Origin of the sequence: Nocardia sp. NPDC050630, assembly GCF_044457245.1 — a bacterium.
Classification (GTDB): domain Bacteria; phylum Actinomycetota; class Actinomycetes; order Mycobacteriales; family Mycobacteriaceae; genus Nocardia.
In genome coordinates this window covers 1-21199 of sequence record NZ_JBITGN010000043.1, presented here as the reverse complement: position 1 = coordinate 21199, position 21199 = coordinate 1, and the positions used below count along the sequence as shown (strand labels likewise).

At 62.8% G+C, this 21199-nt stretch carries 16 protein-coding genes and 4 pseudogenes; 8 read left to right on the top strand and 12 right to left on the bottom strand.

Annotation, left to right across the window (positions count from 1 at the left end; translation table 11 throughout):
• The 5 genes and pseudogenes from ACIBG0_RS41380 to ACIBG0_RS41360 form a co-directional block, all read left to right on the top strand.
• A pseudogene (locus tag ACIBG0_RS41380) lies at positions 1-236 on the top strand (hypothetical protein); the annotation flags it as partial.
• 18 nt (positions 237-254) lie between these two features.
• Positions 255-371, top strand: coding sequence for a gamma-glutamyl-gamma-aminobutyrate hydrolase family protein (locus ACIBG0_RS41375; RefSeq protein ID WP_397040957.1), 117 nt, complete (start codon positions 255-257; stop codon positions 369-371).
• Between the two features lie 1018 nt (positions 372-1389).
• Positions 1390-1626, top strand: coding sequence for a tyrosine-type recombinase/integrase (locus ACIBG0_RS41370; protein WP_397040954.1), 237 nt, complete (start codon positions 1390-1392; stop codon positions 1624-1626).
• The gene (locus ACIBG0_RS41365; RefSeq protein ID WP_397040952.1) at positions 1626-1832 is read left to right on the top strand and encodes a hypothetical protein; all 207 of its coding nucleotides are present in this window, start codon (positions 1626-1628) and stop codon (positions 1830-1832) included. Before ACIBG0_RS41370 ends, ACIBG0_RS41365 begins: the two co-directional genes overlap by 1 nt.
• 12 nt (positions 1833-1844) lie before the next feature.
• On the top strand, positions 1845-2267 hold the full coding sequence (locus ACIBG0_RS41360; RefSeq protein ID WP_397040949.1) for a tyrosine-type recombinase/integrase: 423 nt from the start codon (positions 1845-1847) through the stop codon (positions 2265-2267).
• 1842 nt (positions 2268-4109) lie between these two features.
• On the opposite strand, the gene ACIBG0_RS41355 is transcribed toward ACIBG0_RS41360, so the two are convergent.
• Entirely contained in the window at positions 4110-4661 is a 552-nt protein-coding gene (locus ACIBG0_RS41355; RefSeq protein ID WP_397040946.1) for a hypothetical protein, read from the bottom strand.
• 641 nt (positions 4662-5302) lie between these two features.
• On the opposite strand from ACIBG0_RS41355, the gene ACIBG0_RS41350 reads away from it, so the two are divergent.
• Both ACIBG0_RS41350 and ACIBG0_RS41345 read left to right on the top strand, forming a co-directional pair.
• Positions 5303-7882, top strand: coding sequence for an AAA family ATPase (locus ACIBG0_RS41350; RefSeq protein WP_397040944.1), 2580 nt, complete (start codon positions 5303-5305; stop codon positions 7880-7882).
• A gap of 903 nt (positions 7883-8785) precedes the next feature.
• On the top strand, positions 8786-10972 hold the full coding sequence (locus tag ACIBG0_RS41345) for a hypothetical protein (protein WP_397040942.1): 2187 nt from the start codon (positions 8786-8788) through the stop codon (positions 10970-10972).
• 312 nt (positions 10973-11284) lie between these two features.
• Here ACIBG0_RS41345 and ACIBG0_RS41340 read toward each other — a convergent pair whose 3' ends face one another.
• The 10 genes and pseudogenes from ACIBG0_RS41340 to ACIBG0_RS41295 all read right to left on the bottom strand — a co-directional run bounded on the left by ACIBG0_RS41340 (position 11285) and on the right by ACIBG0_RS41295 (position 19261).
• The gene (locus ACIBG0_RS41340; protein ID WP_397040940.1) at positions 11285-11440 is read right to left on the bottom strand and encodes a hypothetical protein; all 156 of its coding nucleotides are present in this window, start codon (positions 11438-11440) and stop codon (positions 11285-11287) included.
• 95 nt (positions 11441-11535) lie between these two features.
• Positions 11536-12747, bottom strand: coding sequence for a cytochrome P450 (locus ACIBG0_RS41335; RefSeq protein WP_397040937.1), 1212 nt, complete (start codon positions 12745-12747; stop codon positions 11536-11538).
• A 189-nt stretch (positions 12748-12936) separates the two neighbouring features.
• Complete coding sequence (locus ACIBG0_RS41330) at positions 12937-13236, bottom strand: hypothetical protein (RefSeq protein ID WP_397040934.1); 300 nt, start codon at positions 13234-13236, stop codon at positions 12937-12939.
• A 4-nt stretch (positions 13237-13240) separates the two neighbouring features.
• The gene (locus ACIBG0_RS41325) at positions 13241-13747 is read right to left on the bottom strand and encodes a hypothetical protein (RefSeq protein ID WP_397040932.1); all 507 of its coding nucleotides are present in this window, start codon (positions 13745-13747) and stop codon (positions 13241-13243) included.
• Between the two features lie 195 nt (positions 13748-13942).
• Positions 13943-14368 (bottom strand): hypothetical protein, encoded by a 426-nt coding sequence (locus ACIBG0_RS41320; RefSeq protein ID WP_397040929.1) that lies wholly within the window; start codon positions 14366-14368, stop codon positions 13943-13945.
• A 1054-nt stretch (positions 14369-15422) separates the two neighbouring features.
• Positions 15423-15596 (bottom strand): annotated as a pseudogene (locus ACIBG0_RS41315) (group II intron reverse transcriptase/maturase); the annotation flags it as partial.
• Between the two features lie 178 nt (positions 15597-15774).
• Positions 15775-15933, bottom strand: a complete 159-nt coding sequence (locus tag ACIBG0_RS41310; RefSeq protein ID WP_397040960.1) for a transposase — start codon at positions 15931-15933, stop codon at positions 15775-15777.
• 29 nt (positions 15934-15962) lie between these two features.
• Positions 15963-17333: pseudogene (locus ACIBG0_RS41305) on the bottom strand (ISL3 family transposase); the annotation flags it as partial.
• A 31-nt stretch (positions 17334-17364) separates the two neighbouring features.
• Positions 17365-17754, bottom strand: a complete 390-nt coding sequence (locus tag ACIBG0_RS41300; RefSeq protein ID WP_397040926.1) for a winged helix-turn-helix domain-containing protein — start codon at positions 17752-17754, stop codon at positions 17365-17367.
• Between the two features lie 436 nt (positions 17755-18190).
• Positions 18191-19261: an IS630 family transposase gene (locus ACIBG0_RS41295; RefSeq protein ID WP_397040924.1), complete on the bottom strand. Its 1071-nt coding sequence runs from the start codon at positions 19259-19261 to the stop codon at positions 18191-18193.
• Between the two features lie 160 nt (positions 19262-19421).
• On the opposite strand from ACIBG0_RS41295, the gene ACIBG0_RS41290 reads away from it, so the two are divergent.
• The gene (locus ACIBG0_RS41290) at positions 19422-20750 is read left to right on the top strand and encodes a hypothetical protein (RefSeq protein ID WP_397040921.1); all 1329 of its coding nucleotides are present in this window, start codon (positions 19422-19424) and stop codon (positions 20748-20750) included.
• Between the two features lie 309 nt (positions 20751-21059).
• Here ACIBG0_RS41290 and ACIBG0_RS41285 read toward each other — a convergent pair.
• Positions 21060-21199, bottom strand: a pseudogene (locus ACIBG0_RS41285) (IS3 family transposase); the annotation flags it as partial.

Genomic DNA, 21199 nt, shown 5'->3' with positions numbered 1-21199 from the left:
TCTCCGGTGGCCACGAGTTCCGACTGCGCAGGAGAACCCGCATGACCTACACCACCATCGTCATCCGCCACGTCACGTTCGAAGACCTCGGCATCTCCAACCAATGCTCACCGCGCGGGGATCGCATCCGCTATCTCGAAGCCGGTATCGACCCGATCGGCAGCGACCGCTTGCTCGACGCCGACCTCGTTATCGTGCTCGACGGACCGATCGGCGTGGGCGACCGTGACCGTTAGCCGTTCCTGGACGAAGAAGTGCGGACCATCGCCGCATGGATCGGCAACGGTCGGCCGATCCTCGACATCTGTCTCGGCGCGCAACTCATCGCAGTAGCACTCGGCGCGAAGATTACGCCGACGGGCAAATTCTAGGTCGGCTACGGCCCGCTTACTCTTACACCGCTCGGCGGGCAAAGTGTCCTCGCCCCGCTCAGCGGCGTACCGGTGTTGCATTGGCACGGCGACCAATTCGCGATTCCCGCTACAGCCGGCCGCCTGAGGAAACACCTGGCTTCCCCAACCAGGCATTCACATCCGGGCAGAACCTCCTCGCTCTGTAGTTCCATCTCGAGGCCGACCACACAATGCTCGAACGGTGGCTGATCGGTCACGCTCACTAACTCGCCGCGAACCGGATAGACCCACGAGCAGGCCCGTCTGCACCGCCCAAAGCTCGCCATCCGCAGCCGAGCCGTGTCCGCGGCATGGCTCGACGCGCTCGATGAATGACAGACATATGCTCCGCCACTGGACGACATCGGAGCAGAGCCGTCGCCGATGTCGGTGACGCCGAACCTCGTTTCGAGCAGGTTGCCGACCTGTGCCATCTGCGGCCGTGTGCCGGCGAGTTCCGTCGAGCACGGGACGGATGGAGGCGTTGGGGGCGGGTGCTGTACGGCTTTCTTGGCCGACGGCTCAGCTGCCGCCGCTGGCACCGGCTGAGTCGTTGGCGGCATGGCGGTCGGGGCCCGGTCGGTTTCGACGGCAGAGGACGGCTGCGAATCGACAGCCGCGACATGCTGAGCAGTCGTGCTCGGTCGTATCGCCACCCACACCTAGGAACATCACGCCGAGCCGCTGATGCGTGGGGAGCACGACACGCCACATCCCGAGGACGTGAAGCGGATTCGCCGAGCCGCTGATGCGTGGAGAGCGCACTTGTTGACGTGGCAGTTTCTCGACCCACCTAACGGATTTCATTCGGTTTTTGGTTCGCGCATCGGCTGGTGGAATCATGCGTTGTGCGGGCAACGGCCGCGGCTCGCCGGCGTTAGCCGGGCACACCGCCCGGTGTGCGGCGACGCTACTCACCACATCGAATACAACACGGTCGCCGGTCTGGAATCGCTTCCCGGGCGGTGTTCGTTATCAACCGGGCATCGTTCCACCGTTGTCGCTGAGCGGGATCACCAGCATTGTCGTGGCGGCCTGCGATCGTGGTGGGGTCGCCCGGATCGGCCCGCACCGGCTGCGTCACACGGTGGCCAGCGATCTGCTCTCCCGCGAAGCGCCGTTGGCCGAGGTCGGGCAGCTGCTTCGTCACCGGGCCGAATCAACCACGGCCGTGTATGCCAAGCTCGATCACCGAGCGCTCGGCGCTTTGGTGCGACCCTGGCCGGACGCGTGATGACCACCACGGTCTCGCTACGCCAGCGCGCCGCCGACTACCTGGTGATGCGCCGGACTCTGGGCTACAAGCTGGTCGACACCGAGCATCTGCTCACGCAGTTCCTCGACCACCTGGAACGATCCGGCACCGCGACGATCTCCACGGCCGACGCGGTGGCTTGGGCCAGCGCACCACCGCAGGCGAGTCCGCAGTGGCGTCGTTGACGGTTGTCGGTGGTGCGCGGATTCGCCCGCCACCTGCACGCACTCGACCCCAGCTGCGAGGTGCCACCACCGGGGCTGCTGCGCTGTTTCCCGAATCGGCCTGTCCCGCACCTGTATTCCGACGAGGAGATCCACGCGCTGATGCGCGCGGCAGGCGCCATGTCCCGGCAACCGTTGCGGGCGGCGACCTACCGGACCCTGATCGGCCTGCTCGCAGTGACAGGGATGCGGATCGGGGAAGCCGTGCGCCTGGACCGCGGGCATGTCGGCCTGAACACCGGTGTGATCACCATCGCCGACTCGAAATACGGCAAGTCCCGCCAGATCTTGCTGCACGCTACTACGGTCGCGGCGCTGCGCGACTACAGCCGGCTGCGGGACGCGACCCCCGGCACCGACCACATGGTGGCGTTCTTCGTCTCCCGCCGCGGCTAGCTGGTGGTCAACACCATCAACTACACCTTCGCCGACATCCTCATCGCCGCGGGCATCGGCTCCGCGCCAGGTCGACCACATCCACGCGTCCACGATCTACGCCACAGCTTCGCGGTCCGGACCTTGCTGGACTGGTATCGGTCCGGCGCCGATGTTCAGGCGCAGCTGCCGCTGTTGTCGACCTGGATGGGGCATATCTCGCCTCCTCTGCGCCCGGCTGATAGCACTTCTCGAACGCTGCGCCAGCCTCGTCGTCACCCCACCAGCGACCCTCCACGGACAAGACAGCGTCCAACCGTTGCATTACCTGCTGGATGTCATCACCGATCGCCTCGAGCGCAGCCCCCAGTAATTGCAGATCAACCCACAACGATCGACTCACACAACACCCCGCTTCTGCTCATACAGATCGCGACAAACTATGATCGAATAGGTATGTCCGAAGCATCGGTAAGTGTGCGCATACGGCTCCGCCTGATCTCCCCGGATCGGATTACCGTATCGAATGCATGGTTGACCGAGGCATATCAACTCAAACCTTCATGAGCGAAAGTCGCATCGGCAGGTGCCGCATGGCCAGATCAAAGTCATTCGAACGGAGTGCCGCCCACCCCTCTCGACTCCTACCCCGATGCACTCGGTCTACCTATTCGGAAACGCTGGTTATCGATCTTGTCTGGTGAATTGGAGACACCGGGCATTCATGCGATCGGATCAATGGGGTGTTCGAAGGAAGTCTCTCGGAGGCGATGGCAGCCATCCGCGACAGGTTGAAGAAAGATGTTACGGATGTCGCGAAATGACAGGCGCAGCCACCGTCCGTAGTTGCGGATGCGCTTTGTGCTGCACGGCGCGAGTTGCTCGACGACCTATCCCGCGCAAAGCTTTTGGCTTCCGGCGATGAACCCGAGCCGTGTGCACCCTTCGGACCGAATCCCGCCCTCGTCAGACGAATCACGCAACCCAACTATCGACGCGTCGGCCGACATCGATCATCTCGACGACAATCGGATCGACCGAGGCTCCTAAACGAGGTTGAACGTGCTACTCGAGGCCAATGTCACCAGGCGCAAAGCAGCAGCGCGAAACGCAACATTGATCTGGAGACAGTCCGCAAGCCGGAACAGCGAACTTCCCGCGCACCTCACGTTCCCCATACCCGGTGCGCACTGGGTGCAGCCGATCGACCTGAAACGCAGGAGACCGACATCTCTGATTACTGTGGTGCGTATATCGCTATCCCCAACTCCGCCATCTCCTTCTCTATGGCCTTCGCCGCGAAATGAAGGCCCATAGAACGCAGTTCGCTAACGCGTTCGTGCAACGCGGGAACCCCCCGGGTGTAGCAGCGATATGGGCGATACCAATAGGCGCCTCGATGGAAGGTATCACCGGCCAAATTGCCATGTCATCTAACCTTTCTGCCGCTTCGCTCATGCAGATCGCTGATACGCAGAGCGAAATGTTTTGATATGAGTTTCTGCGTTTAGGTAGCGGACGCACATCGGTAGGCGGTGTAGGTGAATCTATGCTGCGATACATCACTCGTCCGGACCGAATCGCGGGATGGCCTTCGACGGGCCAACTTCACATTGCCGGTCCAGTACTCGTAATTCGCCATTTTCTGTAGAACTTCGGACGCCAGTGCGAGATTTTCCGTCGTTGGCGGCGGCCAGATACGGCTGAGCGAGGTGCGGCATGATGTACCGGTTCATCAGTTGCCGCGCTCTTGACTCCAGCCCTCGCATTCTTCCGGCAACAGATAGTTGGGGTTCGACTGCACGAGTTTCCCGTCGGCATCCCGGGTGATGCGACTGCCAGCAGCGAGCGCCTCGATACCTCTTATCTAGTCGCGCGCGGATTTATTGAAGTAAGTCGGTGAGGTATGCCAACTCCTTTGGGGTGAGTTCGGAGTCCGGCACGTGATCTACGTAGCGTCGGTTCGCCAGCGTGCGCGGTCTGCTGGAAAAGCTCAATATTGGCCGGCGAGCGGCCGAGTTTGAGGACCGCCAGCGAGCCCGCGGCCTCGCCGATGTACTTGTCGCCATCCCATACACTAGGAGCGAAATTCTGCCGGTAGTTGAAGGCCCGCATCGCATCGGTGATCATCGCTTCGTCCTCGAAGCCGGCGCCGACCAGCGCGCCGTAGACATCATTGAGGGCTCCACCGCGATTGATTACGCGGGTCGACAGCCGCCGCGGCGCTGCGATGGGACAGCACATCCGCCAGCGGTTCGGCCAGAAATATCGGCCCCAACACGGCCACCGCCAGGTTGTCACCATTTGCGTGGTCGCCTTGGCATGGAGACCCCGCACGATGAACCAGGCACGAAGAACGCCCCGATCGTTGCCGCCGTAATCAACATAATCGGCGTCGCGATCGAACCTGTCCACGCATCGGCCAGGAGCCGCAGCGAGGAAGCGAACATGTCGAGCCACCGGAAACTGAAGGCGTAGTCGATCAACCAGATTGCTGTTGGGACGATAGCCGTGTACCCGATGAACTCCATCTCGAGCAACCCCCAGATGATCGTATTGCCCGGGTGCAAGAAATCGACGGAATCGATGGCATAGAAATACTTGGATAGTTCGACGCCAGAGGAATCTCTGATATTCGTCCAACCCACCCCCGGTTGGCCGACGACCAGCGGCCTGCCGCGTCGGCCCACGCGGTCGCGACCGCACCGATGATGGCCGGCAATGCGAACATAGCGAAGAGGTAGCCAGCAAGCAGACGGTCCGGCGGCGACCTCGGGTAGCGCCGATCCGGGAGCGACAGCGTTGCCGGACCGTCCATAGCCGCCACCGGGCGGCATCCCATAACTCTGATTTTGTTGAAAATGAAATCATTCGCCGACGGCGGCGGTTCGCATTTCGAACTCCGTCAACACTCGTGAACACTGGTCATTCCGGAGCATGTGCTCGGTACACGCCGAATATCCCTGACGACTCACCTCCTGCTATACGATCGTCGACCCATAGGTAGATTTCGCGCATCGGCAGAGTGTCGGATAGGTGAGCAATTCGATCGCCAAATGGCCGATCGGCCGACTAGCCTGCTCGATGTGTCCGCTCAACGTCCACCCAGAAGTGGTTCTCTCCCAGCAGCACCCAGCGATTTCGTCGGACGAGAACGAGAGCTGGAAAAAATCGCAACCCTATTTCTGTCATCGACGCGGTTGATTACCCTGATCGGCTCGGGTGGTATCGGTAAGACCCGGCTCGCGACCGAGGCGGCGCTTCGCTATCGCAAGGCTCGGCGGGTGCCGATTCACTGGGTCAGGCTGGCCCGGCTCCCGGCGAGCTCGGATACGACGGCGGTCGAGGACGAACTCGCACACTCGATCATCGACGTCGACTTCTCGAACCGATCGACCTGGGATGCCCTGATCGATGCGTTCACCAGAACCGACGACGCCAGCCGTAGGCGGCAGACGATTCTGGTGATGGACAACTGCGAGCACGTCCTCGAGGGTGCCGGCCGGGTGATCACCAACTTGCTGAATGCGGTGCCCGGGCTGACCGTGCTGGCCACCAGCCGGGAGGCGATCGGCTGGGTCGACGAACAATTGGTGCCGGTCCCGGCGCTGTCACGCGAGCAGGCAGTGACGTTGTTCCGTGCGCGGGCCGAGTTGACCGGTCACCCGATCGCCGGCGATGACGATGCCGCGGTGGCTGGATCGATCTGCTGGCACGTACACAACCATCCCCTCTACATCAGGCTGGCCGCGGCCCAGCTGATGCGCCAACCGTTGCCGATGATCCTGCGTGATCTCAGCGGGGAGGACAGCGACCGACGGCTGCGCTGGTCGCGTGATCCGCGGGTTGGCGCCGAGGAGAGGCATTGGCGCATCCACGATGTCATCGCCTGGTCTTACGACCTGTGCACCGACCAGGAGCGCCTGCTCTTCGAGCGGCTGTCGGTCTTCGCCGCCGGATACGACGGCAATCCGGACGACGATCACGCCACATCAGGGCACGATCTGGGTGCCGAACTCGAAGCGATCGAGGCGGTATGCGCCGACGACGACGGCACCGGAATCGTTCGCGACGAGATCGAGGGGTTGCTCGAACGCCTGGTGGACCAATCACTGGTAACGGTGCACCTGACACCGAACGCGGTCCGGTATTCACTGCTGGAAAGTCTGCGAGTCTTCGCCCAGCAGCGGCTGCGCGAGCGGTCGGCGGGCGCGGAGTGGGAACGGTTAGCGGGCAGGCACCGTCGCTACTACCGGGACAAGGCCGTCCACGCCGGGGCCGATTGGTTCGGCCCGGCCGAACAAGAACTACTCGACTGGGCGCGCACGGCCTGGGACAACTTGCTCACCGCGATGGACAGCAGCCTCGCCACGCCCGGGGAGTCCGCGATCGGGCTGGAGATCGCGACCGGGCTGATCGCCCTGCGTCTTCCATTCTTCATGGGTTCGCTGCGCGAGTCCCGTCGCTGGGCCATGCGCACCCTGGAAGCCACTCGAAGCCTCGATCCGCAGCCGGTCGAACTACAGACCGCCGCGCTGGCGCTCACCGCATGGGTCACCATGTGCCAGGGCGTGCACGACGACGCCGCACGAATGCTCGACGAGTGCGTCGCCACCAGCATCGCGGATGCGGAAGTCCGCGCGAATTGGCGCAACGATCCCGCAGCCGATCTCGGACTGCCCCCGCTCGTCGAGTTTGCCCGTGGCACCGAGCTGCTCTTCGCCCGCGATCCATGCTCGGTGCTGGTACTGGCACGCGCACGCGCACGATTCCTCGGCTCCGGCGATATCGGCAGCGCCGCCATGAGCGAGTTGTTCCAGGCTCTCGCGGCCGGACTACTCGGCACAGCAGCACAGGCATTGGAGATCGCACAGGGTTATCTCGGTCGTGCCACGCGATCGGGTGCCGGATGGGTCCAGTCCTGGGGCGAATTGGCCTGGGCTATCGCCCTCACCAAACATGGTGATCCCCACGAGGCATTGGCCGTCGGGCGCACCGCGCTGACAAGCCAGCTGTCAATGCGGGATCAATGGGGGATGATCTGGGCGGTCCATATCCGGATGTGGACGCTTGCCCGGTTGGTCGCGGACGCGCGGGGCGAGGATGGCATCCAGCCCGATTCGGTGTTCAGCTCGGCGACGGAGATCGCGAATCTCGCCGGCGGCGCCCGCACGGTGCGACAGCGTCTCGGTGTGAATATCGCCAACCTCGGACCGTTCGCGACCGAAACCGATAAAGCGATCGCGATCGCACGAGAGGTGCTCGGGCACAAGGATTTCGCCGCCGCAGAGCAAGAAGGCTCGATACTACGCCCCGAGCTCGACGAGGTGGCTCGGCTGGCGCTGGGTACCTTGTCATTGAACAAACTCGCCCTCGACCACCCGGTCCGGCAACACCGCCCATCCAAATGGAACGAGTTGTCGACCGCCGAACGCGAAGTGGCCGTATTCGCCGCCGCCGGTTGGACCAACACCGCGATCGCGGCGAGCCGTGGCAGTTCGTTCAAAACGGTCGACGCCCAAATCGCCTCGATCTTCAGCAAACTGATGATCAACTCCCGGACCGATATCATCACCATCGTTCCCACCGATACGAAAGATGAGGTCGCTGAGGCCGCCGCACGCCGACCTCAGTAACGAAGACATCGGTAGCCCGATTCGACTGCGCCGCAATCGCCTCAACTGCCGGCCGGACCACCGGCACCCGCTGCAGCTCCGGGGTGTCTAGCGATTTGGCCTGACATTCTGCGAGCACCGTCGCGATATCGCTCGGCGGCACGGCCAGCACCGCGATATCGACCGGCGCCGCGGGCAGACCGACCACTCCCGCCCGCCGGGCCGCCCCATGGCGGCCGCAGTCAGATCCGCATCGCACAAATGCGTCAGAATTCCTTGTTTACGCAGGGCGAGCGCGAGAGATGTTCCGATCATCCCGGTGCCGATTGTCGCAACCTCTCGCACCGATCCGCCCGGCGGTACATTCGCTACAGTCGAGAACCCAGACGAATCCGAGAGAATCCCGAATTCCGGATATCACAAATATTCATTACCCGAGCTCGTCGGACTCGGCTTCATAAGAGCGCATCACCCGATTGGGTGAGCTGACCTGGATGGGCAACAAAATACTCGGCCCTTACCGCCAGTTCAATAGATAATGCACACAGGTGCACAACTCTCGGCAATTACCTATAAGCGACCACCACCTAAATACCCCAGTTTTTTGCGATGAAAACAAAGGCGAAAGTTGTACAGCGATCACCCGATGCCATAGACCTACTTATGGCCTCATTCTGGAGTTCCGCAGACTGGGATCGAGAGGTGCAAGAGCATGGTGTGCTGTGTGCTGCTCGCGGGGCTCGTGGTGTTCGGGCCGCGTGGTGTGCGTATCTACCATGCCTTTCGGGCCCGTCGCCGGGGCCGATGGCCGAATCGTCACCCTCTCGAAGTCGCCGTCTCCGGTCACCTAGTCGAATCATCGGATACGACGGTCCTTTTCGTGCTCGCCCGACCACCGGCGGCGCGCACACCACAGGAGTTGCCATGAGCACACCCACACCGGTTCAGCAGTCCGCGTCGAATATTCGCCTGCGCGGGCCGGCGACCGCCCGATGGTTGCGTCGCACGCTATCGCTCACCGCGCTCGTCTGGGCTGCCGCGGCGGCTATCCCGCAGACTCTCGGCCTATCCGACGCGTGGCAGGCCTTCGGAACCGGACTCATCATCCCGGGCGCCGGTCTGCTGTACGCGATGCCACCGCTGGACCACACCTTCACTACGACGGTTGTCATCGGCCATGCTGTGGCGATCTGGGGCGAGGTCACACTCGCGGGTGCGGCGGCGCGGCGGGGCTGGAGTGTAGTGATCGCGGGGCTCGTCGCACCACTGTTGGCCGTAGCGGTCGTCGCCATTCCGACAGTCGTCGTGGCGGTCGGTCATATCGCCGCGTTCATCGGCGTCCTCGCCGCCACGGGCTGGGCATTCGCCTATCGCTCGGTGGCGCGATCGGACTATGTGACCCTGCCCGCGATCGTGCTTGTCGCCGCCATGGTTTCCGCGGCACTGGCGCAGGTCCACGGCGATATGCCGGGGCCGATGACGTGGGTGTGGTGGGGCGCTCCCGTTACCGCGGTATGGATTTCGGTATTCGTGTTGATTCGGGAACTCGTCCGGCATCGCGCCGCCCGTCGGCTCGGCATCGAGCGGGACAACTATCTGGCCGGGCAGCGATGTCCGACGCGGACGAACCCTGTGCCGCTCGACCATCGGGCAGGTACGCCCACCGTAACCGAGGCAGACACCGATCAGCTGCGCTTGCTGCGATATCTGATGAGCATCGCAGCACAGCCACTCGACAGTTGGGACGGTTTCGACGCCGAGGGCGCGGGCCCGTTGCAGCAGTACCGCTATCAGCTCAATGCCCTCGGCTGGGCGCTGGCGATGTACGGTTACGCGCCCGCGTTGCGCGGACCGCTGCACCGCGCCCAGCTCGATGTATTCACACGCATGCGGGACAAGGCGGTCTGGGGATACTGGTACCACCAAAATCTATTGGGCAACTGGGATTTCCGCGCGCGACGGATGGATCCGATCGACGTGCCGCAGAACATCATGTTCACCGGCTACCTCAACCTGCAGCTGGCCATGTTCCGGCAGGCGACCGGTGATCGTCGCTTCGATGCACCCGGCTCGCTGAACTATTCTTGGTCTCCCACCGAGCGGTTCGCCTACGACCACCCGACGCTCAATGGGATCGTGATACGCAACTTCGGTGGTGAGCTCGGTCTATGGCCCTGCGAACCGCTTCCGGTTGGTCGCGGCCGCAGGCACGGACTGGTCTTCCCGTATTGCAACGCGGTGAGTGCGGCAGGCGTCGCGATACTCGACGCAATGACCGGGACCGGCCATGCCGCCGACATCGTGCGTCGCTTCCAACGCGGTCTCGATGCCGAATTCACCGCCGCAGACGGTGATATCGTCGCCTTCATCGCGTCCGGAATCGGCTTCACCGCTCGCGCATTCCGCGGACCCGCGACCACTGCGGCGGTCGCGGCTTTCGTCGCACCGCTGCTGCCCGATCTCGCATGGCGCGCATGGGAAATACTGCTGCGCGAATGGCTGACCACTGACCGGTTCCGCCGCCTCGGTTCCGGCGGAATCGAATCGCCGATCGTCGCGGACTGGGGATCGCAGGCGGCAACCAACGCCGAATCATTCGCAGCGGCAATGCTGCTCGCACAGGAATGCGGAGAATCCGATTGGTGCGCCGAACTCTGGGGGGCGGCCACGGAGCAGCTGGGATTTGCCGAAGACGAGAACCAGGCCGGCGTGTGGAGTTTCGACACCGCCTCCCTCCACGCCAATGGCATGCTCGGTCTCGGTAAACTCGGGCGTGCGTACGCGCTGACCGATATGATGTCCCGCCCACGGCCGTCGGAATGGAATGGCGGTCCCCGGATCTTCGACCTACCCCATCCGAACGTCCTTGTGGCGAAGGCGGTTTCCGATGGCTTCGGTCTGGACGCGGTTCTCCTTCCCGGTCGCGGACCCGGTCGATTCGCACTACTACTCGATCAGCTCACGCCCCACAGCCGATATCTGACCCACGGTGCAACCGAACCCGAGGTGACCACCGATGCAACCGGCAAAGCCCGGATAACCATCGAACTCCACACGCGCAACACCATCGAACTGCGGCCGATGCCGCATGGACCTGCCATTCGTCGATGAGGGTAGCGAACTCGGACAACTCCTCAGCACCACCGATGCGCCACGACTACCTATACGGGAAAGATTTGTATCGATGCCAATCGGTGCACCAACCCATGTCGAGTTGCTAGTGCACCCCCACCGCCGGGTGCGGCGCAGGTATCTGCTCACAGATCGGTCCGAGCCGCAACCGCATCGCGTGCACATTGCCAGTCGGGCGGGATACGGGCCTGATCATTATCCAATACAGACCTGTCCTGGTCGGACCGTCGGTTCGGCCTTGCGCACCTTCATCGTGCGCCGACCAGACCACCGCTATGATGCCGCGCATCGTCAGATTGTCGCATAGCGCTGAATTCTTCGCCAGCGCTGTAGAATATGATCACAGTCGGCGAAATCCCGTGGCACTTCGCCGATCAAAGCCACCGACATGGCCTCTGGCGATAGTGTCTCGACCGTCGCCCACGGGATCATCACATCCTCCTTCACGTCGGCAGGATCGCTTACTCCCTTGTCGTTCGAGCATTTCCGAAGATAGGAAGTCAGCGCATCGGTGGAACCAGGGATGCGATCGAATCCATTACCTACCTAGGAAAGACGACGGGTAGAGCCGCCAAGGCTCGATGGAAGGGGCCGGGTCGCCAGGTCAGCTTCTCGGGGGCAACCGCCAGTCGCATACCGGGCAGGGCGTCGAGGAGTTGGTCGATGGCGTCCTGGGCGATCAGGTACGCCGCAGTGCGGGCGGGGCAGGCGTGCGATCCGGCGCTCCACGCCAGATGCGAACGGTTGCCGGTGTGTTCACCGACACCGATCGCGGGGTCGTTGTTGCAGCCGGCCATGCTGATGATGACCGGCTGATGGGCGGGCAACCAGACATGGTCGATCAAAATCGGCTGGCGCGGGTAGGTGACACAGAAGTTCGCTATCGGCGGATCCGTGAACAAGACCTCGTCGAGCGCGTCGCGGGTGGACAGGCTACCGCTGAGGATGCCGCCGCCGAATCGGTCATCGGTGAGTATCAGCAACAAAGTGTTGACGATCAGATTCTGCTGCGGCTCGATCCCCGCCCCGTAGAGAACGACGAGTTGGTGGATCAACTCCATATCGTCGAGATTGGTCGGGTGGTGCAGTAGTCGCGTGGCGATGTCGTCACCGGGTTCGGCTCGTTTGAGCGCGATCAACCGCGACAGCGCTTCGGCGAGTAGCACATTGCCCTTGTCGGCATCGATGCCCTCGAACAGGGCCGCGATCCCGGCTGCGACCTCGTACCCGATCTCGGGTGGGCAGCCGATCATGTCGTTGACGACCGCGAAGGCGAGCGGAAACGCGTATTCGTCGACGAGGTCGACCGTGCCCGCCTCGGGGAAGCTGTTGATCAGCGGGGCGGCGAGGCGATCTACCGTGGCGTGTAGTGCGTGCAGATCGACCTTGCCGATGCTCGCGGAATTGGCCTGCCGGTAGCGCGCATGCTCGATTCCGCTGTTGCGCAACGCATTCGGACGCCATTCCAGGATAGGCAAGACTGGGCAGTCGGCCGGGACCGTCTGCTGCCAGGCCCGCGGATCGGCTGGAAAGTGCTCCGGGTCGTGCAGGATTCGTATCGCGGTGCGATATCCGATCACCAGGGTGGCGGGCACCCCGGGGACCAAATCGACCGGTACCAGCGCGCCGTACTGTCGGCGCATTTCCCGGTAGAAGTGGTGTGGATGCGCGGCGAACTCCGGACTGTACAACAGAACCCGCCGATCGTCGGGATCGCCCGGCGATTGATGATGTGGAATCGGACTGGTCACCATCCGACCTGCTATCCCTCTCTTGGATGTCAGAACATGCCGATGTCATTTCCAGGTGTTGAGCATGCGTGCGAGTTCGTCGGCTGTGGGACGTTGGTGGGCAATCGTCGACAGACACACTTCCAGGACGCCACGCAGCTCGGCAGATAAAGAGGACAGCCCACAGAACCTCTCTGCCTGTCGACGCGAATGCTAACGCAGCGGCGAGGGCGAACACAGCATCCGCTGGCCCGGATAGGTATTCACTGCGAGTTGGCCTCCCGCTGTAAGTTTTCCGGAGTTGGTGCCGATCGTACGAACCAGCCGCGGACCGACGAACGTCAGTTCTATCAATACCGGCGTCACGGTGCCATGGATACACCCGGCGGCATGCAACCTGGTGAGGTGGCGAGCAAGGGCAGCATTCACCGACCGAACAAAATGCTCGGGCATCGGCCCGAATTCGGAAATCATCTCATATAATGGAACCCTGACCGGCGTTTCTCCGCTCATAGCGTCACCGTTGAGCTACCGAGTCCTTTTTGAACCACCGGCCCGCCGAACTCTGGCACAGTAGTATGACAATGACAAACGACGCGATCAGACCGAAAGGCCCTGGAGAAAAACGCACGATATGCATGCCGGGACCGTCGTCGCCAGTGTCACCAGAATTGGCCCCGACAGAGCCGAGAGCCACGAGCCCCTCGAGAATGGCCAGAATGATCGCGGTGACTCGAACCCCATTGCCGCCGCGCCGGAAGAAGGAAGCAGCAATGGCCAGGGGCCAGAAAAAGAAATAACCCACCGTATTGGCGCCCGCAATTTCAACATTTCGGAAGGCAGCAAGGCTGACAGTGCCGACCACGCCGATAATGGCGAAGATATTGATGATCGACAGTGCCGCGCGGATGCTGCCCGGCATCGCCGGAGTCACCGCCGTCCCCTTTGGGCTGGTGGCGACCAGAGTTTCGGGCCGGGTGTAGCCGCCTTGATCCGACGAAGACGATTCTAATTGCTGAACCATGTATTGTGCACATTCCACTCGACTGGACCGATCTGATCAAGATTTTATCACCGCCGCTCTCTACAAACCTGCCACCAGCACACGATCTGATCCCCCGGTAGGCGACATGTTATTGTCCACCTTACGTTTCAGTCACAGTCGCCACTCTGCTTTGGGTGATGTGCAAGTTCGGCGATCGAGCGCGCTTGCATCCTTTTAGTCAGCACCATCAGGCCGCAGTAGTTTGGGCTCATCCGGCAGCCTCGACATCAAACTGGCCAGATACGGCTTGGGCTCGCTGTGCGCACTTTCTGGGACGAGCTCTCGGCCGAAACTGTAGCCAACTTCAGCCTCACCGATCTCGGTGAGACCAACCTTTAGTCGCCACCACAGCGCCACGTCCTGCTCCGACAATTGCGCAAACGCCCGGCGAACCAGGCGCTGCATGGTCTCCGATGGTTCGACCGACATAGCCCGCCCCTTGGCGTCGAAGGCCACGACGCGCCCAGCGTCGGCGGATGCCGAGAGGAACGCTGCATCTATACGTTGCCAGCCCGCCGGGCCCGCAACTGCCAACGCAAGAGCAATCCGGTTTGCCAGCTCGTTCTCGGACGCCGTGTCATTCTGGTCAGTGCTCGACATGGTGCGGAAGCGCTCCCTCGTTCGTTCTTCGTTTCGATTCCTCGGCTAGCATTTCCACCATCCGAAGTGTGAGTCACTGCCCCATTTCGTCGCCTAGCCACCGCAACACAAGATCGCGAGAGTAGGTTGTGTGAACGTTGCGAAATTGTCTGATCGCGGCAGTGATTACCGCTGGCTGTTGGTTCACCGCAACCACAGCACCGCCGACTCTGCTCCTCGGCGACCCCGTCCGTTACGTTGACTTGGGTGGTGAAGATGGCCGGTTGCAGGTCGTCATTCAACCACCACCTCGACATCCCAGCTTCCGACGATCTGGTCACGTTCGCCCGCCAAAGAAATCCGGCACATGTTCGCAATCGTGATTTAGCGGCCAGCTGCCCTCGAATGTTGACTACGCTGGCTGATCGGGCGGCACCGACATCAACATTGTGTCGACATCAGCCACCACCAGCGGCGATCCCCGCAAACTCACATGATCACGAACTCCGGCTGAAGTACCTGGTCTTACTCGACGGTGAAGTAATGGCACTGTCCGTGGTCGGCTGCGCAGTCACAGAGACCTTTACCTCCCCCCAGGAAGAAGTCCACGTTGCGGTCGCGGGCGATGCCGACAGATCTGGAAAGGGGCCGTGCAACACCGGCCTGACAGGATCCGGCCAGTTTGTGTGGGTCGCCGGAGGTGCGAGCGCAGCAAGAGCGACACTTGCAGCAAAACGCACCTAGCAGCGCGCTCTTCCTCATGGATTTGACTCCCTTTTAGTTTGTTGATTCGAGGCACCACCGACATGTCGCAACACGTCCTGACCCTTCGGTGAAGCTACGCGTCGCCGACCGTGCTGGCATCGGTAGTCCGTAGGTAGCTGAACGAATTCCACGTTCACGGCCCAGTGCTGAGACCGATCAAACCCAGCGTCCATAGCACTGACTTAGGATTGTCATTGTGATGGTTGAGTCGGCCCGCAGCGCGGTGTCGGTGTTGCCACCGGTCCGTTTCTGCGGGCCGCTCGCCGAACCCGGCGTGCGCCTCGCACCGGGCTCTCCGCGGCGTCTGCCGTCAAGCGTGGTCGGCCATGGTCCAGGGGTTGGGGATCGTGTTGCCGCGATACCGATATCGGGTGATCGGCACTTTGGCGAGGTTGAACAGTTCGATCCCGTCCGCTGACGGCCTGTGCCACCGACCGGTGTGATCGGTGAGGTGTCGGTGGACGTCTTTCCATCTCCAGAGGTGCAGCCGTTTCCACCAGCGGGCAACTCGCCACCAAACGAAGTTGTCGAGGTTGCTCATGGTGTTTGCAGACCGCGTGCCGGAAGTAGTTGGACCAGCCGCGCATGATCCGGTTGAGCTATGTCAATGGTCATGTGGGAGTGGCTCAGGCACAAAGTTGTTGGTGACGTTGCTGATCGGGTCATCCGTTGAGTAGCAGACGGCGGCGGAGAAGATCGAAATTTGCCCTGCCATAGGTGGCCCTTTTGAGCGCCTTCAATTTCGTGACTGTGCCCTCGACAGCACCACTACTCCAGGGAAGGGTGAGTCCGTTGCGGACGGCGTCGTAGTCCTTGAGCAGACCGGCCGCGAATCCTTGGAGTGGGAGATATCGCTGGCCTGGGCTGCGGCGATCCAGGCATCCAGATGCTGACCGCGGCGGTGGCGCAGCATCCCGCCGAAGTCGCTGACCAACTCATCGACGCTGCGCAGAACCGGACATCGGTCCAGGATCCGGGTCAGATCGGCTTGTTCGGACTCGCTGCGTTTGTGCGCCGGGCGGATGATCCAGCCCGTGACCTGCCGGGGCTTGGGTGTCGTGATCGGGGTGGCGGTCGGCGGTGTGCTGCTTTCGCGCCAGGTGTGCAGCAGGCGGCGGACCTGACGTTCGCTGCCTCGATAGCCGCGTTCGCGTAGTTCGCCAGCCAAGGTAGCAGCATTGGTGCACCCTTCCTTCCAGCGTTTAGCAAGGTAGGCGGTGTACTCGTCGAGCGCGCTGGCGCGTCGCATTGCCTGGGTCAGCAGTTCGTCAGGGCTGGCGGCTCGGGCGTAGCGGCGTACCGTCTTGTCGTCCAGGTTGAGCGCCCTGCAGATTGCGGTGTGCCCGATTCCTTTGTCCCACAATGCATGGACCTCGGCCCATCGTTGACGGGTCAGCTCCGCTCGTAACCCTTCGACAGGTTTCGGTGCGGGGATGCGTTGGGCGACAGCGTCGTTCGCGGGTTGATCGTGCAGGCATTTGCGGTGGGCACGTACCACCCGGTCGACCGCGGTGGTGAGATCGTAGAGCAGGTGGAAGCGGTCGGCGACCTGGATGGCATCGGGTGCTCCCCGGCGGGCGCCTTCGGCGTACCCGCTCGCACGGTCACGGCAGATGACAGCGGCACCGGGATGGGCGCGCAGCCACTCGGCCAAGGTGTCGTTGAGCCGGTCCGGCAACAGGTCCACCGGCCGATGAGTGTGCATGTCGACCAGGACGCTGCCGTAGGTCGCGCCTTTGCGGAACGCGAAATCGTCGACGCCGAGCGCGGTCACCGTGCCAGGCTCGGGCAACGGCAATGACCTGATCAATCGCAGCAAGGTCATCCGTGACACCGCCACTGCCAAGCGGTGGGTCAGTCGCTCGCCGGGGCGACCTCCCACTGAGAGCGCGATCCGCTCCAGCATGCCGCGAAGCAGCGGAGTCCGACGGGCATGAGCGGCCGTAAGTCCCGGAACCTGTTCGGCGAAAGTAGTTCTCGCGCAACCAGGGTTGCCGCAATAGAAGCGACGCACCCTCAAGCAGATTACGGTCTCGGCACCACCGACCGCGGCATCGGACAGACATCGCTGGTAGCGGCTGTGTACTCGAACCGACCGACAAGCACACTCCGGGCAAGACGCGCCCTGGGCGGTGATGCTGGCTTCGATCCGCAGGGTCGCTCCGCGGTGGGCGATCTGCTCGATACTCAGGTCGGTGAGATGCGGAAGGAGGACCTTCACGTCAAGATCAGCGCACCCCGATCATGATCGATCACCACTCGCCCGACTCCAAATCCACAGCGCGCCACCAACTTTGTGCCTGAGCCATGTCCCGATGTCCGTTGACAGGAGTTCGCAGCGGAGCCGCCAGTGGTGGCGTTCGCGGGCGAGGCGGGAGTGGAGGACGTGGGGGTCGCAGGAGCCGCAGGGGCGGGGTGCTACAGCTAGTGGGGGAAGTTGCGGCCCTTGCCGCTGCGATGTGAGGTTCGGCCGCCGGCCCGATGCTGTAGGCGTGGCAGTCTTTGGGGCCGCCGGTGTAGGTATGGCGGACGACGAGTACGCCCGCATTGATGACTCGGCGTATCGACGCCCGGACGGTCTTGGGATCCAGCCGAGCACGTTCGGCCAGATCCCGGTTGCTGATGGATCCGTCGCGAAGCACGATTGCGGGAGTGAGAGCGTGCAGCAGCGCAGCGATGCGGCGCTGTGAGACGATGCCCTGTGTGTCAGCTTGAAGAGCTCGGCCAGGTCGGGGTTGTTGGGTGAAGGTCGGGTCGTTTGAGACCCGGCACGTCGGCGACCGGCGTGTGTGCGGCGCCTGCGGGTCAGTGGTCCGCGGGTACCGCTATCGCTTCCATCCGGTGGATTCTGCCTCATTCGAGCGCTGTGTCGGGCTCGCCTGGTGCTCTGGGTGCAGGATCTACACCGGCACGATGGTGCATGTACCGCGCGATGAGGCCCTCGTGGATGTCCTCATGGAGTTGCCCATTGAGCAGTAAGAGCAGCTCAGGAACAGTGAACCGAAGCTGATCGACTACCTCGACAGGTGCGCGTCGAGCGAGGGGTAGGCCCGGCCCCATCCGATCAATAAAGTCGTGTCATGCCGCGTTGGCGCGGTGGACGATCCGGCGGAGCTGTAGGTCTTCGACGTGTCGGTTTCGCCAGATGATGTACCTGCGGATCATGCTGCCCTGCTCGCGGTGGCTTTGGTGGTCGGTTCCGTTGAGCGCGAAGTAGCGCAGCGCGGTGAACTGGGCCTCGATCCGGTTGAGCCAGGAACTGTTGGTCGGGGTGTAGGCGATCTCGACATTGTTGACCTCGGCCCACGCCCCGACCCGGCGGTCCCGCTCGGTGGTCAGGTGCGGGGAGAAATTGTCGACGACCAGCGCGATGCGTATCTCCCGGGGATAGAGCGTGCGCAGGTATCTGCAGAACTCCAGGAACCTGGTCCTGGTCTTACGAGGCTTGATGTGCCCGTAGAGCTTGTCGAGGCTGAGGTCGTAGGCGGCAAACAGGTGCCGCACCCCGCCGGTACGGTTGAATGTCGCCCGCATCCTCGGGCGCGGCTCTCGCCCGGGTTCTTTCGCGTTGCCGCTGATCGCGGCCCACTGCCTGCCAGGTCTTGGTTGCAGGTTGAGCGGCCCGAACTCATCCACGCAGATCACGACCTCGGGTTCGCCCTCGCGTGGGGCGGCCTCGCCGTCGGCGATTGCGTAGAGCCGCTCGATCCGGGCCTTCTTCTGCGCAAACTGCGGATCGGTCGAGCCCTTCCACGTCTTCAGGCGTTGAAAGGTGATGCCTTCCTCACGGAGCAGAATGCGGAGCCCCTCGTGGCTGATGTCGTCGACCACCCCCTCGGCGACCAGGAACTCCGCCAGCTTCGACAGGCTCCAGGTCGAGAACGGCAGGCCGTGCTCGACCGGCCTGGTCTTGGCGACCTTCTTGATCTCCCGGCGCTGCGGGAGGGTGAACTTCGGCCGATGTCCACCCCTGTATCTGGGATAGAGCGAGTCGAACCCGTCCGTGTTGAAGTTGTGGATCACGTCGCGCACATGGTCCTCGCTGGTGAACGCCACCTTCGCGATGCCAGGCACGTCCATGCCCTGCACGGATAGCAGCACCATCTGGGCGCGCCGCCAGGTCACCACCGACTCGGTGCCCCGGCGCACGATCCGCACCGCCGCTTGCCCGCGTCATCATCAATCTCACGAACCCTGACACGCTCGGCCACCGGCCCAGCCTCACGGATCAGACCCCGAACGCCAAGCCACCCGGCCGGACTATCCACCCGGGCTGACGAAGTCTGATGCGGCAGTAGGTACATACCTATTGCGGCTGGCGCCTCTTGATCTCTACGGTCGAGAGGTGGTTGTTTCGTGGGAAACCGGTGATCGGGCGGGGGCGGACTTGGAGGCTGTGGCCGGGCAAACGGACGGATCGCTGTCGGCGCTGGTGGATCGGCTCGGCCACGACAGGCTTGAGGAGCGCAATGTGGCCCGGGCGCAGCTGGAAGCTGCCGGGGCCTCCGCGGTTCCTGCATTAGCGTTGGTCCTATATCGATGTGGGAGCCGTCAGTTCGTTGACCACCGTGCTCGACGACTGGCCAGGGATTCGATCGCGATCTTGACGACGATCGGCGATCTCGCGCTGGTGCCGTTGGCGCAGGCGATCTCGACGGTGAGCGGGGAAGTGTCAGAGGCCGACACCGTCGGCGAGACAGCTGGGGGTTCGGTGCGGGGTTTGCGGTTGCTGGAAGACGCGCTGCGCGCCCTGCAGGTGACCGATGTCGCGAAATATGTTCCACTGCTGGAGCATCCGAATGAACGCGTGCGTGGCACGTCGCTGCGGGTATTCGAACGCCTGGGTCCGGACGCGGGCCGGTTTGTCGCCCAAGTGGTTCCGTTGGTCGACGATCCATCGGAGTTCGTCTCCGATCGTGCAAAGGCGGTGGTGGCTGCGATCGGTTCCGGGGCATTGTCCGCGCTGCGCCATGCAGATGTGCCGATCCGGCCGCGGGCGCTGCGCGCTTTGGTTGAACTCGACGGCTGGGATCCGTTCGATGCCGAAGACCGGGCGCTAGTGGAGCGATTGATCCAGATGACCATCCCCAGCGAAGTGCCGGAGCCCATGGAGTTCGAGGGATCGTGGTACGCGGCACCGACCAGTGATCAAGCCGGGGTGATAGACGCGCTCGACCTGTCCGATGTATTTAAGGTGACTACTCGTCTCGGTACAGCTATCTGGTACAAGGAGGAATTGTGCGGTTGCGTATACATCGCACCGGCATTGAACAACTGGATACTTATTTTTGGACACGAACTGGGCAACAAGAAGGTTTTCGCCACCTTGTCCACCTTGAGCAGCAGGTTCGAGGCCGCTTACTGGTATGACCAATTCGAAGGCACGGCTGCATGGGGGATGGCCGAGAAGGGAAAGATCGTCCGCTATTTCGATAGCGAGGATCCAGATGAGCAGATCGGCCCGCCCCATCCGGCGGAGCGTGACTACAACCGGGTTTTTGACATTGCCAGGCACACCTCGATAGACCCGCGGGAGATCGGGCCACACACTCGCATGGAAGGCCATGGAGTCGTGGTACTCACGGTGGCGGGCACGAGGTACGGGTTGCCGAGCGGGATCATGGCTCAACTGAGGTAAACTCGACATAGGTCGGATTCGGGCGCACACTCCGGATACACACTGAGCTCGCGAAAGCGCCCCAATCTGCTGCAGGGCTTCACTTCCGCCTACAGCCTGGTCAAGGTCGATCTGCTCGTGGCGCCATCACCGACGGCGCCGATCCTCGCATGGCATGAGCTCATCATCATCGAACCTCGCCGTGTCCGGAGAGAACGGGGAGGGCAATCGCACTGAAAGTGCCTTCCGAGCCGATCCTGATTGCTGGGTGATCGGTCCCCGATGACGGGACCACCCGGTCTTTGAGTCCGGGTTGTTTTCGATCCAGTTTCAGTTGATGTCGCAGGCCACGGGGTGGTGGGTGTGGCCGCAGCGGGCAGCGTACTCGGCCGGGGTGAGATAGCCCAGCGCCGAATGCCGATGCCGCCGATTGTGTTCGAGCTTGAAGTCGCCGATCACCACCCGCGCCT

Bases quoted from the DNA above. Each gene is read 5' to 3' on its own strand.
- ACIBG0_RS41365 (WP_397040952.1), top strand. From the start codon at position 1,626: ATGACCACCACGGTCTCGCTACGCCAGCGCGCCGCCGACTACCTGGTG.
- ACIBG0_RS41350 (WP_397040944.1), top strand. From the start codon at position 5,303: ATGGCCGATCGGCCGACTAGCCTGCTCGATGTGTCCGCTCAACGTCCA.
- ACIBG0_RS41345 (WP_397040942.1), top strand. From the start codon at position 8,786: ATGAGCACACCCACACCGGTTCAGCAGTCCGCGTCGAATATTCGCCTG.
- ACIBG0_RS41335 (WP_397040937.1), bottom strand. From the start codon at position 12,747: ATGGTGACCAGTCCGATTCCACATCATCAATCGCCGGGCGATCCCGAC.
- ACIBG0_RS41330 (WP_397040934.1), bottom strand. From the start codon at position 13,236: ATGAGCGGAGAAACGCCGGTCAGGGTTCCATTATATGAGATGATTTCC.
- ACIBG0_RS41325 (WP_397040932.1), bottom strand. From the start codon at position 13,747: ATGGTTCAGCAATTAGAATCGTCTTCGTCGGATCAAGGCGGCTACACC.
- ACIBG0_RS41320 (WP_397040929.1), bottom strand. From the start codon at position 14,368: ATGTCGAGCACTGACCAGAATGACACGGCGTCCGAGAACGAGCTGGCA.